Genomic DNA, 13,880 nt, shown 5'->3' with positions numbered 1-13,880 from the left:
TTAAAGGCCGGCGATCGCTTCTCGCCGGGCTTACCCCGGACCACGACGGTCTTCATCATCGCGACGCAAGCGCGCCGCCCGGCATCGTCGGGGTTTGGAAGTTGCGGCGGATGGAGCGCGACCGGTGCTACAGCGAGGGCAAGGCGACGGACCGCCTTTTTCTTTTCAAGCAGCCCCCATCGACTCGGGCCAAGCAGCCCCCCATCGACTCCGGCAGCGATCTTCAGGCAGCCCTCGTCAACTTGGTCAGCCACCCATCCCTTTCCCGCTCCCGGGGTCAGCCCTCGAGCTGGGAAGAGATGGCGACGACACGCTTAAATATAAGAGGCGATCCTCCCTCAGGACGGAGGACCCTCCTCCGTCCAGCGGAACTTCTCCACCAGGCGGTCCAACTTGGCCTTCAACTCCGGCTCCACCTTGGAGAAGTCGAAGTCCACCTCGTCGCAGTACATGCCGGTGTCCGCGGCCCGGTTGGCGTCCACCATGGCCGAGACCTTCTTCTGCCACTCGTTGTAATGGCCCATGAGGGGACTTACTATCTTGCGCAGCCTGGCGTCCGTGGCGGAGAGGGGCTCCATGCACTTCTCGATGGCCGCCACGGAGAACTCGATGAACATGGGCTCCAGGGAGGCCAGGTGCTTGGGATCCCGGGCGTCGTACTGGAAAATCTCCTCGCAGTGGGCCCACATGTTGCTCTCGTAGAGGGCCATGAAGGGGTTGTCGGCCAGGTCGTCCAGGATGCCACCCCGCTCAATCCACTTCTTCTTGATGGCCTCCCCGATCTCCGCCCAGTCCAGCTGGGTGTCCCAGGTGTCGTTGCGGTCCAGGGCGGTGGAGAAGAGGCCGCCCATGCGGAAGACCATGGGGATGGCCGTGACCCGGAAGAAGTTCATGAAGACCATGGAACCGATGGAGGGGACCCCCATGGCTTCGATGGAGAGCCCGTCGTGGTCGGTTAGGATACGGTGCAGCACGGCGTCCTGGTACTCGATCTCCTCCTCGGAGGCCCCCACCAGCATGATAACGAAACCCCACTTCACGCCCTTGCTCAGCACGTCGCGCAGGGCGCGGGTGCCGGCGATGCGGCGCAGCAGGTGGGGGGCGAAGGTATAGATGAAGGCGGCCACCGCCGTTCGGGTGGCCAGATAGCCGATCTCCGCCTCGCCCATGCGGTACACGGCGTCGGCCAGCCTCTTGCGGTCGGGGAAGAAGCAGAGGTGGAAGCGCACGTTCTCCGGGATCTCCGCCTTGGCGTCCAGGAGCAGGCCCTTGATGTTCACCCGCGAGGGCCCCGGCCAAGGATAGAGCTTCAGGGCACACTTGGTAAATACTCCCAGGCCGGATAGGGCTCCCGTGGACCCGCGCATCAGCCCCCGCAGGGAGGGGCCGGGCCCGTCGGGAGAGAACCACCCCAACCCGGAATCCGCTGATCCCACCCGGATGACCTCACCGCTGGGGAGCACCCATTCCGCTCCCAGGAGGTTGCGGTGCCCGTAGCTCATGTAGATGCCGTCCCAGCCCACTCCCCAGCCGGAGGTGGCGCTGGCCAGGGGAGAGCAGGCGGGACCGGCGCCGATGATGTGGCAGTTGAGACCCCGCTTCATGGCCTCCGCCTGCAGCTGGGCCCCGCAGACGTAGGGTTCCACCAGCGCGTACATATTCTTCTCGTCGATGTCCAGGATGCGGTTCATGCGCCGCAGGTCGATCTGGACCACGTTGTCGTAGGTGGGGCCGGAATAAACGCCCCACCCGGTGGAGAAGGCCTTGAACTTCAGGCCATGGCGGTTGCATACCCGGACCACCTCCTGCACCTCCTCGGTGGAGGAGGGGAGGACCACGGCCACGGGGCGCTTCACCCACTTGGCCGGGTCGTCGTTGATGGTCGGCTGCCAGGCGTACCCGTCCAGGACCGCCGGTTCACGGGAGACGTTCTCCTCGCCTACCGCGTTTTCCAGCTCCCGGTAAGCGGTATCCGATATCTCCCTCCAGGTCTCGAGAGTAGCTGTGGTCATGCCTTGTTCCCCCTTCCAGCCTTCTTCCCGCTGCGACGTGATTCCTTATTCGTGCCCACGGCGCCGTCGCGTCCGGATTGCGGCCTGATTACTCGACGCCGGCTCCGTGGTTCCGTAACTCCGCCGATGTTCCACACGGGGAGACGTCCCCTCTTTCAGGCCCTCATCTTCGCAAGGCGAGCCTCTTCCGGCCTCACACCCGCTCTTTTTCCGCGATCCCTGCCGCCTGGAGCGCCAGGTCCACCAGGTCGTAGACCGGGAGTTCCGCCCCCATTTCCTCGGAGGCGTCGCGCAGCACGCGCACGCACCAGGGACAGGCGGTGGCCAGCGCCTCCGCCCCCGTGGCCAGTGCCTCTTCGATCCTCTCGGCGGCCGTCCAGGCAGCGAAGTCCGGGTAGGCCTCCAGCACCCCGCCTCCCGCCCCGCAGCACCAGGCGTATTCCCGGATGCGCTCCATCTCCGTGAGCTCGGCGCCGGGCAGGGCGCGCAGGAGGTTGCGCGGGGCCTCGTAGACCCCCTTGCGTCCCGACCTCTTCAGGGACATGGGGCGCTGCAGCTTGTCCCCCTTCCAGTCCCCCAGGTAGGGCTCCCCCATCCTTCCCAGGTGGCAGGGGTCGTGGTAGGTGAAGAGGAGGGGAACCTGCTCCCGGAGGCGCAGCCTGCCCTCGGAGACCAGCCTCTCCAGGAGCTGGGTGATGTGCAGGACCTCGCAGGGAAGCTCCTTGCCCATGCGGGGATAGAGGTAGCGGAAGTGGGCGTACCCGTCCGCGCAGGGGGTGACCAGGATGCGCGCCCCGGAGGCCTTCACCCGGGAGAGGAGATCCTCGGCGTAGTTCTCCGCCTCCCCCCGGTATCCCAGCTCGTAGGCCCGGCCCCCGCAGCAGGACTCCTCGGCCCCGGCGATGCCCACGTCCAGCCCGGCCTCCAGGAGGAGCCTCACCGCCCCCCGCACCGTCTCCCGGAGGTCAGGGTCGTAGGAGTAACGGCAGCCGGCGTGGAAGAGGACCTCGCACCTCTCGCGGTTGATGTCCTTGACCGGAAGCCCTTCCGCCCATTCTCCCCGCTTGGCCTTGGGCTCTCCCAGGACGTTGTCCTCGCGTTTGAGGGCGTCGATGAGCGCCATGTGCTCCACCATGAGGAAGCCCTGCTCCACGCAGTGGGCGCGGAGCTCGAGGAGGACTTCGGTCAGGTCGATGTCGTCCCGGTAGACCTTGCAGGCGGTGTCGCAGGCCCCGCACAACTGGCATTTATAGATGATCTCCGCCACGGCGTCGTTGAGTTCCGAGCGCCCGAGAAGCAGGGAGAGTCCGATGATCATGCGCCCGGAACCGGAGTAGGCGTGGAAGTTGTAGCGGCAGATGGAGGGGCAGTTCTTGGCGAAGCGCCAGCTCTTAATCTGGTTGTAGGGCACCCACTTGCAGGAGGAGCAGCGGGAGCAACCTTCCATGTCCCTCTGGTAATCGGAAAGAGCCATCTCAAGACACCCCCTCTCGCGCTACAAGCCCCGGGGCGGATGACCGTAGGTGACGGCGACAAGGAACCATCTCCAGATACCCCCTCTTAATTCCTGAAAACCGTGACCGGGAAGGGTGGGTGGCGGACTTCATGGCTGGAGCGGCCATTCACACCACCTCCTCCGCAAAGCAGAGCTTGCCCCGGTTGAGAACGTGGTCGGGGTCCAACATGTCCTTCACCTTGCGCAGCACCCGCACCGTGTCCGGGCAGCGGGCGTAGGCCAGGTCGGCCCAGATCCCGTAGGGGCGGGAGAAGAAGGCCCCCGCCTCCGAGAGGGCCCGGGAGGCGGAGGCGTGGAGCTCCCGGGCCTTTCCGGCGTCCTCGGGGTTGAAGTAGAGAGTGAACTCCAGGTGGGCGTTCCTGCCCTGCTGGATGGGCTGGATGTACACGCCCAGGCGCCAGGTGGGATAGCCGAAGCGCTCCGCCTCGGCCTCCATGACGGAGATGAAGCGGGGCACCTGGTCCAGGGTGGTGAGGAAGAAGATATCCAGAAAGTCCCCCTTGGGGCGGGTCTTGTAGTAGGGCTCGGGGGAGGGGGCGGCGAGGATTCTTTCCATCCGCTTCCAGGAGCATCCCGGGACTTCGTAGGACGCCGCGACCCCGGCGGCCTGGGCGTGTCTCGCCAGGTCGTGTTCCTGGTAGGCCACCCGCTGCTCCGGCAGGTACTGGTACCCGGAGACCCCGTAGACCACCGTCCAGGGGGCCTGCTCCTCGGCCAGCTCCTGGATGCGCTCCGGGTCCTCGGCGATCACCGTGGCCAGGGCGAAGGAGTTGAGGATAAGCCACTCGTCACCCAGCCGGGGCCGGAGGGCCCGGTAGGTGAAGTCGATGAGCCTCTCCAGCTTGCGGTCGGGGACGAAGTATATCCTGTGGATGGTGGGCTTCACCTCCAGCTTGAGGGAGCACCAGGTGACCGCGGCCATGGTCCCCTGCGAGCCCTGCACCACGCGCACGAAGTCCGTCTGGGCGGGGCCCATGGGGTTCTTCTGTGCCGCCCCCGCTGCCCACTGCTGCTCCAGCGAACCGGGACCGGCCGCCGACCCGGTGCGGAAGAGGTCCCCGGTTCCGAAGACCAGCTCGGTGCAGAGCATGGGGTCGGTCATGTCCCAGTGGTACTTGGGGATGATGATGGGCTCCCGCTCCAGGCAGGAGGCTAGGATGGACTTGCCCCGCTTGGGCAAAAGGGGCATGAGCACCTTGAGCCCCAACTTGTCCACCTCGGGGATGAGCTTCTCGTAGGTCACTCCCGCTTCGATCAGGGCCACCTTGTTCCTGCGGTCCAGGCGGACGATCTTGTCCATGCGGGACATGTCCACGATGATCCCCTCCCCGTTGGGGACTGAATCCCCCCTCAGGCGGGGTGGGGCGGAGGAGGAGAAGACCAGGTTGTACTTCTCCTCGCGGGCCAGCTTGATGAGCTCCTGCACCTCCCGGGTGTCTGCCGGCCGGACCACGGCCAGGGGCTCTCCCCCCTCCACCGTGCCGGCCTTCCTGAAGGTGGAGAGGACCTCCTCGTCGGTGGACACGTTCTCCCTTCCCACCACGGAGGCCAGTTTTTCAAGTGCCACGCTCAGCTCGGCCATCGACCACACCCCCTCATGCCGCCCTGCGCAGTCTCGAGACCGCGGACTTCACCCTCTCCGGAAGGGAGGGCGGGGCCTCACCGGTGAGGGTCCTCTTTATGGAGTCCGCCATTCGCCTGGCCATAAAGGCCTGCACCTTCTCGGAGGAGAGCAGCCGGTCCGCCAGGCGCATGAGGCGGTCGTTGTTCAGGTATTTCAGGAAGGGGCCGGCCCGGTCCAGGAGGCGGTCCACCTTCATCACCGTCTCCTCCTTGGCCTCGTCCATGCGGTTGAGCAGGTCCCCCATGTCCGCGCCGGTCTCCTCCATGACCAGCTCCAGGGCCCTGCCCTGGATGGACATGAACTTGTCCAGCACGCCGTTGCGGTAGGCGCACTGCATTACCCAGAAGACTTCCTGGGGGTCGATGGCCACCGTCCTCACCTCCCGTCTAACCGTACCGGCCAGCCGTTGTTTTCGGTTGATGATCAAGGGTTTTACCCCGGGAATATCGATTCACAGTACCTTCTCCTCCCGCAGGAGCAGGGCCAGCTTCTCCCCCGCCTCCGCCGGGGAGTCGGCCTCCACCAGGCGGCACCTCCTCTCCCGGCGGGGAGGCTCCAGGGAGACCGTCTCCACCCAGGGGGAGGGAAGGTCGATTCCCAGCTCCTGCGGCTTCATCACCCTCTGGGGCAGCTCCTTGGCCGCCCGGATGGCCTGCAGGCTGGGATAGCGCAAATCCCCCACCTCCCCGCTCACCGTGACCAGGGCGGGGAGGGAGCACTCCACCACCTCGTAGCCCTCGGAGAGCACCCGCTCCACCACCACCTTCCCGTTCTCCACCTCCACCCTCTGGGCGAAGGTGACGGCGGGAAGGCCCAGGATGCGGGCCACCCCCAGGCCCACCACCCCGGCGTTGCTGTCCGAGGCCTGCCTGCCGCAGAGGAGGAGGTCGAAGGGCTCCAGGGAGCGCAGGGCGGCGGCCAGAAGGGCGGCCGTGGCCCGGGAGTCTAAAAGCGCCTGGTCCAACGAGTCGTCCTCCACGAGCACCGAGGCGTCGGCCCCTGAGGCCACCGCCTTTAAGATCACCGCCCGGGAGAGGTTCCTCCCCAGGGAGAGCAGGGTGATGGTCCCCCTGGCCCGCTCCTTGATGCGGATGGCCGCCTCCAGGGCGTTCTCGTCGAAGGGGTTGATCACCGGGGGGATGCCTCGGGCCACCACCCTCCTTCCCGCGGGATCCACCTCGAAGGAGGAGGGAGGGCCCTCGGGGTCGGGGACCACCTTGGCCAGGACCACGATGTGCATGCCCCTCTTCACCTCCCCTCATTCCGCGGCCAGCTCTTTCACCTTGGAGAGGAAGGCGGGGAGCACCTCCCGCCAGTCCCCCACCACCCCGTAGTCGGAGACCTGGAAGATGTAGGCCTCGGGATCGCGGTTGATGGCCACGATCTTCCCGGAGTCCCCCATCCCGGAGAGGTGCTGGCTGGAGCCGGAGATGGCCACGGCGATGTAGAGGTCGGGGGCCACCACCTTCCCGGTGATCCCCACCTGGCAGGTGGTGGGGGCCCAGCCCGCGTCCACCGGGGGGCGGGAGGCCCCCACCGCCCCGCCCAGTAGCCGAGCCAGCTCCCGCAGTATTTTGAAACCCTCCTCCCCGCCCATGCCCCGGCCCCCGGAGACCACCACCCGGGCCTCCTCCAGGGGGCATTCGGAGGCCTCCAGGCGGTGCCTCTCCCGCACCGCCATCCCTGCTTCCGCCGGGGGGTCCAGGTCCAGGGGGAGGAGCTCTCCTCCCGGCCCGGATGCGGGGAGCGCCTCCCCCACCCGGGCCCGCACCGTGGCCAGGGCCAAGGGGGTGGTGATCCTCATCCCCGCCAGGGCGTTCCCTCCGTAGACCGGCTTGGTGAAGAGGAGGCCGCCCTCCCTCGCCCGGACCCCCACGCAGTCGGTGACCAGCCCCGCTTCCAGGGAGAAGGCCAGGCGGGGGAGGAGGTCCTGCCCCAGGGGGGTGTGTCCGGCGAGCACCAGGGCCGGGGAGCGCTCCCGGAGGAAGGCCTCCAGGAGGGGCGTCCATACCTCGGGGTTGTAGGGGGTAAGTTCCGGGCGGTCCAGGAAGAAGACCCGCTCCGCTCCCCGGGAGGCCAGCTCGGAGCAGGCCTTCTCCACCCCGCTTCCCAGGACCAGGGCTGAGACCCCGCCCTCCGGTGGGGCCAGGCCCCTCCCCAGGCCCAGGAGCTCCAGAGTGAGCCGGGTGGGGGTTCCCTCCTCGTCGATCTCGGCTATCACCATGATCTCGCGGTCGATATCTCCCATTTGTGCCTCCGTTGCGCCGTCATACACGCCATAAGGATCATGTGTATGGGATGCAGGATGTCGGATGGAGGTGGTAAAAGATGGAAAAACCTGCCCTCCGCTTGTGCTGGATGTGAATCCTCATCCCCCGCGGCATCCCGTTTTCCCTCCCCAATGAGAAGGCGGCTTTCGTCCCGGCTGCGTGTGTGCTGCGACGAAAGCCGCTTCTCAAATGTGACTGGTAGTCATTTTATATCACCACTTATGCGCAAAGTCAATCAAAATTTTTAAATTTGTATGGAATCGAGGAGAGGGGATGGGAGACGGCTTGCTCACCGTCCGGTAACGAGTCCGGTAAATACTCTCGTCCTCCCTCGTCCAGGACTTGGGTCCGATTCGGGAACCCGGAGCAAGCGGCATTCAGGCCTGGCCCGAACGCAAAGGTGAAAGAGATGACGGACCACCCATCTCCTCCTTCGCCCGGGGCCTGCTTCTCCTCCGGGGATGCGGAGTGCCGTGTCCATGACCTGTATCCTGTTTGGGGACGCAGAGCAAGCGGTATAGGTATAAATAATGAGGTTGGTGTATTGAGAAGGATGTTCATCCAGGAAAGGAGTGGTGGACGATGCTTTCAGAGAGGATGCAGGAAGCGCTCAACGACCAGATGAAGTGGGAGTTCTACTCCGAGTTCCTCTACCTGGCCATGGCCGGGTATTTCAAGTCCCGGAGCCTGGATGGGTTCGCCAACTGGATGCTGGTGCAGGCGGAGGAGGAACGTACCCACGCCCTCATGTTCTTCAACTACATAGCCGAGGCCGGTGGACGCCCCGAGATCAGGGCCTTCGACCAGGTGGAGAACGAGTACCCCTCGGTGACCGAGGTGTTCCGGAAAACGGTGGAGCACGAGAAGCTGGTCACCCGTCGTATCAACGACCTCATGACTCTGGCCCTGGAGGAGAAAGACCACGCCACGGCCAATTTCCTGGACTGGTTCGTGAAGGAACAGGTGGAGGAGGTGGCCTCGCCGCAGAAAATCCTGGACCAGTTGGAGCTGGTCAAGGAGGACGGGCACGCCCTCATGATGCTGGACCGCGAGCTGGCCCAGAGGGTCTTCACCCCACCTGCCACGGCAGCGGAATAAACGGACCGAGAAGAGACATGAAAGGGTTTCGCCCCGGTTGACCTCCAGGCACCGATGGGAGCCCGGGGCCCATGGGTTTTCCGTTAAGGCCATGGTAGCCCTTTATAGGCCACGGTTTGAAAATTGACGAGGCCGCCCCTGGGAGTTCTCGACGGTGAGCGGCTACCCGCCTGGGGTCGGGTGGACCAGAACAAGTTCTTGAAGTCCTGGATGGAGGAGTGCAAGGATAGGGATGGAATGTTCACCATGCAGTGGACCAGCACACCCCTTTCCCTTTTACCGGCGGAGAATATATAATCCTTTCGCGACCGGCGGATCCTCCGCCGCGAAGAGCCAGCATACGAGGCGAATATGAATGTACTTTTTGTGCACTCCGAGGAGGATGCCTACTCGCCGGAAAAACCCCTGGAGATACAGGAACGCGTGCAATTCGGCATCTCCTACATCTCCTCCTTCCTCCGGGCGCACGGGCATCGGACCTCTCTGGTGGTACTCTGCCGCGAGACCCCTCATCTCCTCGAGGAATACATCCAATCCTTCCACCCCGACCTGGCCTGCTTTACCGCCGTGTACACCGAGTACCTTTTTCTATCCCGGGTGGCGGCGCGTATAAAGAGAAAGTACCCGGATGTCTTCCTCCTCCTGGGAGGGCCTCACGCCTCCCTCAATCCCGACCGCTGCCTGGAAGAGGCTTCCTTCGACGCCGTGTGCGTGGGGGAGGGGGAGTTCCCCACCCTGGAGCTCGTGGAGCAGCTGGAGAAAGGGCGTTTCCCCTCGGGGATCCCCAACCTCTACATCAGGAGGCCCGATGGTTCCATAGAGCGGAACGCCCCTCGTCCCTTCCTCGAGGACCTGGATTCCCTCCCCTTCCCGGACCGGGAGATGTGGACGCCCTGGGTGGCCAACCCTTCCTCCCGCCCCTCGGTGCTGGTGGGAAGGGGATGCCCTTTCAGCTGCACCTACTGCTGTAATCACGCCCTGCGGAAGGCGGCGCCGGGCCGGTACGTTCGCGTCCGCAGCCCGGGGAACATCGTTCAGGAGCTGGAGAGCATGAAACAGAAGGACCCCTCCTTCGCCGAGGTCTACCTGGAGGTGGAAACCCTGGGGGCGAAGCGGGAGTGGGCCCTGGAGCTTTGCGCGGAGCTGCGGAAGCTCAACGCCCGCCTGGAGGTCCCCATCGCCTTCGGGGCCAACCTCCGGGTAACCCCCAACGCCGATTACGAGGAGCTTTTCGCGGCCTTCGCGGAGAGCAACTTCCGCTTCGTGAATATCGGGCTGGAATCGGGGAGCGAGAAAATACGCCGCCAGGTGCTCAAGCGCATGTATTCCAACCAGGACATCATCCGCGCCGTGGAGACCGCGCGCAAGTACGGCCTGCAGGTGGGGATATACAACCTCATCGGGCTCCCGGGGGAGACTCCCCGGGAATTCCGGGAGACGGTGCGGGTAAACCGCGTATGCCAGCCGGACTGGTTCCTGCTCTCCGTGTTCTTCCCCTACCCGGGAACGGAGCTCTACGAGAGGTGCCGGGAGCAGGGCCTCCTGGAGCGCGATCCCGACCCCACCCTGGAGAGAAGGAAGCCGGCCCTGGATCTTCCGGGATTTTCCAGGTGGCAGGTGGGATGGCGCAGGACCTGGTTCCCCTTCATGGTCTACCGCGGTCACCGGCCCCTCTCGGAATGCCTCTGGCTGGTGGCCATGGCGGAGATATATTCCCACCGTCCCCTCATCCGCCTCCATCGGGCCATCGCCAACGGGGGATTGCGTAAGCGGGCGAAGTGGCACCGCGGCTCCCCGGAGGTGAAGTTCCATCCTGGACTGGCGGAACCGGGAATGGAAGCCGCTTCCGGTTACCGGGAGTCAATGCCCGATGAGGCCGGGGGGTTTAATATCGGTTAGTCGGAGGGAGGCGCGCAGGAAGAGACGCATCACGCACCGGGCCGCGTGAAGAAAAAGTGCCGTGGGGCTCGCGAGGGCGAGCTTTGCATGGAAGGGACACCGGTCGGACTTGGGAGGGAGGTGCGCAAGGCGATGGCGCAGCACGTGCACCAGCCCATCGGCGAGGAAATAAGAAGTATCGCTGGATACTACATGGTCCTGGAAGAGGGCATGTTAAAATATAGGGACCGCGAAGTCCTGTACCTCCTGGAGGCCGCCGCGGCGGACACCTCCTGCTGCGGGGGAGCGGGCATGGGATTCATCATGGTTCCCGGGTACATAAGGGAGCTGCGGGGGCGGAAGAACGAGGACGGCCTCTGGGTCTCGGAGGTCGACCGCGTGGAGGACGAGGGGGAGCGAAGGGAAATAACCAGGGAGCTGAAGGCCAGGCACCCCGGTTTTCATCAGATAATCTTCGCCTGAGTAAGAGAGGTCGCGACGAGGCAGGGCTCGACCTTCATCGGCAGAAAGACAAGAGGGAAGGGAGGAAGAGATGGTTGGGATCGGCTCCTTCGGCGGCTACGTGCCCCGCTACCGGCTGAACCGCATGATCATCTTCGGCAGCATGGGCTGGCTGAACCCGGTGATCATCACCAACGCCCGCGGGGAGAAGGCCGTCGCCAACTTCGACGAGGATTCCATCACCATGGCCGTGGCCGCGGGCATGGACTGCCTGCGGGGGGTGGAGCGCCAGAGCATCGACGCGGTGTATTTCGCCACCACCACCGCCCCCTACAAGGAGAGGCAGAACGCCAACATCGTGGCCGGGGCCCTGGGGGCTAGGGACGAGATACGGTCCGCGGACTTCACCGGGTCCCTGAAGTCCGGAACCAGCGCCCTGCTCTCGGCCCTGGAGTTCGTGGCCTATAACGGCGGAAAGGCGGTGGTCTGCGCCGCCGACTGCCGGCTGGGCAAGATGGCCTCCACCCAGGAGATGGTCTTCGGTGACGCGGGGGCGGCGATCATGGTCTCCGACCAGGACGTCATCGCGGAGTACAAGGGTTCCTTCTCCGTGTCCCACGATTTCGTGGATCACCTGCGGGGCGCCAACACCAGGTACGACCGCATGTGGGAGGAACGCTGGATACGGGACGTCGGCTACCAGCAGTTCATCCCCCAGGCGGTGCAGGGGCTGTGCGCCAAGTACGGGCTTAACCCCTCCGACTTCGACCGCATCATTTACCCTTGCTACTACGGCGGGGCCCGTAAAAACATCAACAAGGTACTCCAGGTGGAGCAGGAGAAAGTGCAGGACGACATGCTGACCACGGTGGGCGATTCCGGAAGCGCCCATCCTCTGCTCATGCTGGCCGCCGCCCTGGAGAATGCGAAGCCAGGGGAGAAGATCCTCCTGGTAAGTTATGGAAGCGGGTGCGACGCCCTGTGGTTCGAGGTCACGGACAACATAACCAAGATGCAGGACGGGCGGGGCGTCTCCCGCTGGCTGGCCCGCCGCGCCGACCTGGACAACTACCAGAAGTACCTGGTATGGAGGGGGATGGCGCCGGCGGAGACGGGCATCCGCGGGGAGACGGACAAGGAGACCCGCTGGTCACTGGTGTGGCGGGAGCACAAGGCTATCCTGGGGCTCTGGGGCAGCAAGTGCCGCAAGTGCGGGACCCAGCAGTACCCGCCGCAGCGCATCTGCATTAACCCCGACTGCCAGGCCCTGGACGAGATGGACCCCGTCTACCTGGCGGACAAGGGCGGGACGGTGTTCACCTACACCGGGGACATGCTGGCCGCCTCGGTGAATCCGCCTGCCATCTACGGGAACGTGAACTTCAACGGCGGCGGACGCACCCTCATGGACTTCACCGACTGCACGGTGGAAGACCTTTCCGTGGGCATGCCGGTGGACTTCAGCTTCCGCATCAAGTTCTACGATCCCAAGCGCGACATCACCAATTACTTCTGGAAAGCCATACCGGCGGTGGGGGAGGTGAAGTGAGATGGCCGAGGGAATCCGGGACAAGGTGGTCATCCTGGGCATGGGATGCACCAGGTTCGGGGAGCGCTGGGACGCCGGTTCCGACGACCTCCTCATAGAGGCGCTCACCGAGGCCCTGCAGGACGCAGGGATAGAGAAGAAGGACATCCAGGCCGCCTGGCTGGGCATCCACATCGACGAGATAAACATCGGCAAGGGCGCCACTTATGCCAGCGGGGCCCTGCACACCCCCTTCATCCCCTTCACCCGCGTGGACAACTTCTGCGCCTCGGGGACGGAGGCCTTCCGCGGCGCCACCTACGCCGTGGCCTCGGGGGCCTGCGAGATCGCCCTGGCCATCGGGGTGGAGAAGCTCAAGGACACCGGGTACGGAGGACTTCCCGATAGTCCGGCCTTCGGGCAGGAGGCGGTAATGATCGGGCCCAACGCCACCGCTCCCGGGATGTTCGCCCAGCTGGCCACGGCCTACGCCGCCAAGTACAAGATCCCCATGGACAAGCTCAAGGAGGCCATCACCCACGTCTCCTGGAAGAGCCACCAGAACGGGGCCAAGAACCCCCGCGCCCATTTGAGGAGGGCGGTGACCAAGGAGCAGATCATGGGGGCCCCCATGGTGGCCTATCCGCTGGGCCTCTTCGATTGCTGCGGGGTGAGCGACGGGTCGGCGGCGGCCATCGTGTGCACCCCGGAGGTCTTCAAGAAGCTCAAGCCCAACGAGCCCATGGTCAAGGTCAAGGCCCTGCAGATTTCGGTGAGTTCCGGCGAGGAAGCCATGTTCACCCGCTGGGACGGAGCGGGGATCATCACCACCCAGACGGCCTCCCGGAAGGCCTACGAGGAAGCGGGGATAAAGGACCCGCGCAAGGAGATTTCCATGATGGAAGTGCACGACTGCTTCTCCATCACCGAGCTGGTGACCATGGAAGATCTTGGCATCTCCCCGCCTGGAGGAGCTCCGGAGGACATCCTCAACGGCTTCTTCGACCTGGACGGGCAGATACCCTGCCAGCCGGACGGGGGCCTGAAGTGCTTCGGGCATCCCATCGGGGCCTCGGGGATCCGCATGATCTACGAGATTTACAACCAGCTCCTGGGCCGCTGGCCGGAGGACCGCGCGGTGAAGAACCCCAAGTTCGGTCTCACCCACAATCTGGGCGGCGTGCCCACCCAGAACGTCTGCTCGGTAGCCATCTTCGGGGTTGACTGATCCGGGACCACGGATACCCTCCGGGTTGGATGACCCGGGCGGATGAGGGGACATTTCGCCCGGACCGGCCGAGACTGTGGGTTGGTCCGGGCTTTTCTATCCTTTCGCTGGCAGATCAGGGACCCATGGACGAACGCTCGTTCCCGGGCGTGGGTTTACCGGGTGGAAGGCGATCCCGTCCTGGAAATAATTATCATGATGAACGCGGTCTCCATGGTTACCCAGCACACCTGGGGAGCCAGGTGACCCCCCTGGTTTCACAGC

The 13,880-nt window shown here is 64.9% G+C and carries 11 protein-coding genes; 5 read left to right on the top strand and 6 right to left on the bottom strand.

Features of this window, described 5'->3' with window-relative positions; translation table 11 throughout:
* Positions 1 to 338: 338 nt before the first annotated feature.
* The 6 genes from QME84_07145 to QME84_07120 all read right to left on the bottom strand — a co-directional run bounded on the left by QME84_07145 (position 339) and on the right by QME84_07120 (position 7,400).
* Positions 339 to 2,012, bottom strand: a complete 1,674-nt coding sequence (locus QME84_07145) for an FAD-binding oxidoreductase (GenBank protein ID MDI6874041.1) — start codon at positions 2,010 to 2,012, stop codon at positions 339 to 341.
* 193 nt (positions 2,013 to 2,205) lie between these two features.
* Positions 2,206 to 3,486, bottom strand: coding sequence for a (Fe-S)-binding protein (locus QME84_07140; protein ID MDI6874040.1), 1,281 nt, complete (start codon positions 3,484 to 3,486; stop codon positions 2,206 to 2,208).
* Positions 3,487 to 3,634: 148 nt separating this feature from the next.
* Positions 3,635 to 5,110, bottom strand: a complete 1,476-nt coding sequence (locus QME84_07135; GenBank protein ID MDI6874039.1) for an FAD-binding oxidoreductase — start codon at positions 5,108 to 5,110, stop codon at positions 3,635 to 3,637.
* A gap of 13 nt (positions 5,111 to 5,123) precedes the next feature.
* Entirely contained in the window at positions 5,124 to 5,579 is a 456-nt protein-coding gene (locus QME84_07130; protein ID MDI6874038.1) for a hypothetical protein, read from the bottom strand.
* A 24-nt stretch (positions 5,580 to 5,603) separates the two neighbouring features.
* Positions 5,604 to 6,404 (bottom strand): electron transfer flavoprotein subunit beta/FixA family protein, encoded by an 801-nt coding sequence (locus tag QME84_07125; protein ID MDI6874037.1) that lies wholly within the window; start codon positions 6,402 to 6,404, stop codon positions 5,604 to 5,606.
* 6 nt (positions 6,405 to 6,410) lie between these two features.
* A complete protein-coding gene (locus QME84_07120; protein ID MDI6874036.1) occupies positions 6,411 to 7,400 on the bottom strand; it encodes an electron transfer flavoprotein subunit alpha/FixB family protein in 990 nt (329 codons plus the stop codon).
* Positions 7,401 to 8,004: 604 nt separating this feature from the next.
* Here QME84_07120 and QME84_07115 point away from each other — a divergent pair.
* From QME84_07115 to QME84_07095, 5 genes are all read left to right on the top strand, one after another.
* The gene (locus QME84_07115; GenBank protein MDI6874035.1) at positions 8,005 to 8,520 is read left to right on the top strand and encodes a ferritin; all 516 of its coding nucleotides are present in this window, start codon (positions 8,005 to 8,007) and stop codon (positions 8,518 to 8,520) included.
* 351 nt (positions 8,521 to 8,871) lie between these two features.
* Entirely contained in the window at positions 8,872 to 10,419 is a 1,548-nt protein-coding gene (locus QME84_07110; GenBank protein ID MDI6874034.1) for a radical SAM protein, read from the top strand.
* A 132-nt stretch (positions 10,420 to 10,551) separates the two neighbouring features.
* Entirely contained in the window at positions 10,552 to 10,881 is a 330-nt protein-coding gene (locus QME84_07105; GenBank protein ID MDI6874033.1) for a hypothetical protein, read from the top strand.
* A 70-nt stretch (positions 10,882 to 10,951) separates the two neighbouring features.
* A complete protein-coding gene (locus QME84_07100) occupies positions 10,952 to 12,409 on the top strand; it encodes a zinc ribbon domain-containing protein (protein ID MDI6874032.1) in 1,458 nt (485 codons plus the stop codon).
* A gap of 1 nt (position 12,410) precedes the next feature.
* The gene (locus QME84_07095; protein ID MDI6874031.1) at positions 12,411 to 13,616 is read left to right on the top strand and encodes an acetyl-CoA acetyltransferase; all 1,206 of its coding nucleotides are present in this window, start codon (positions 12,411 to 12,413) and stop codon (positions 13,614 to 13,616) included.
* Positions 13,617 to 13,880: the final 264 nt, after the last annotated feature.

The sequence above is a fragment of the Actinomycetota bacterium genome (assembly GCA_030019255.1).
Lineage (GTDB): Bacteria > Actinomycetota > Geothermincolia > Geothermincolales > RBG-13-55-18 > Solincola_A.
Note: the sequence above shows the minus strand (reverse complement) of the source record. Positions and strands in the feature narration are given on the sequence as shown.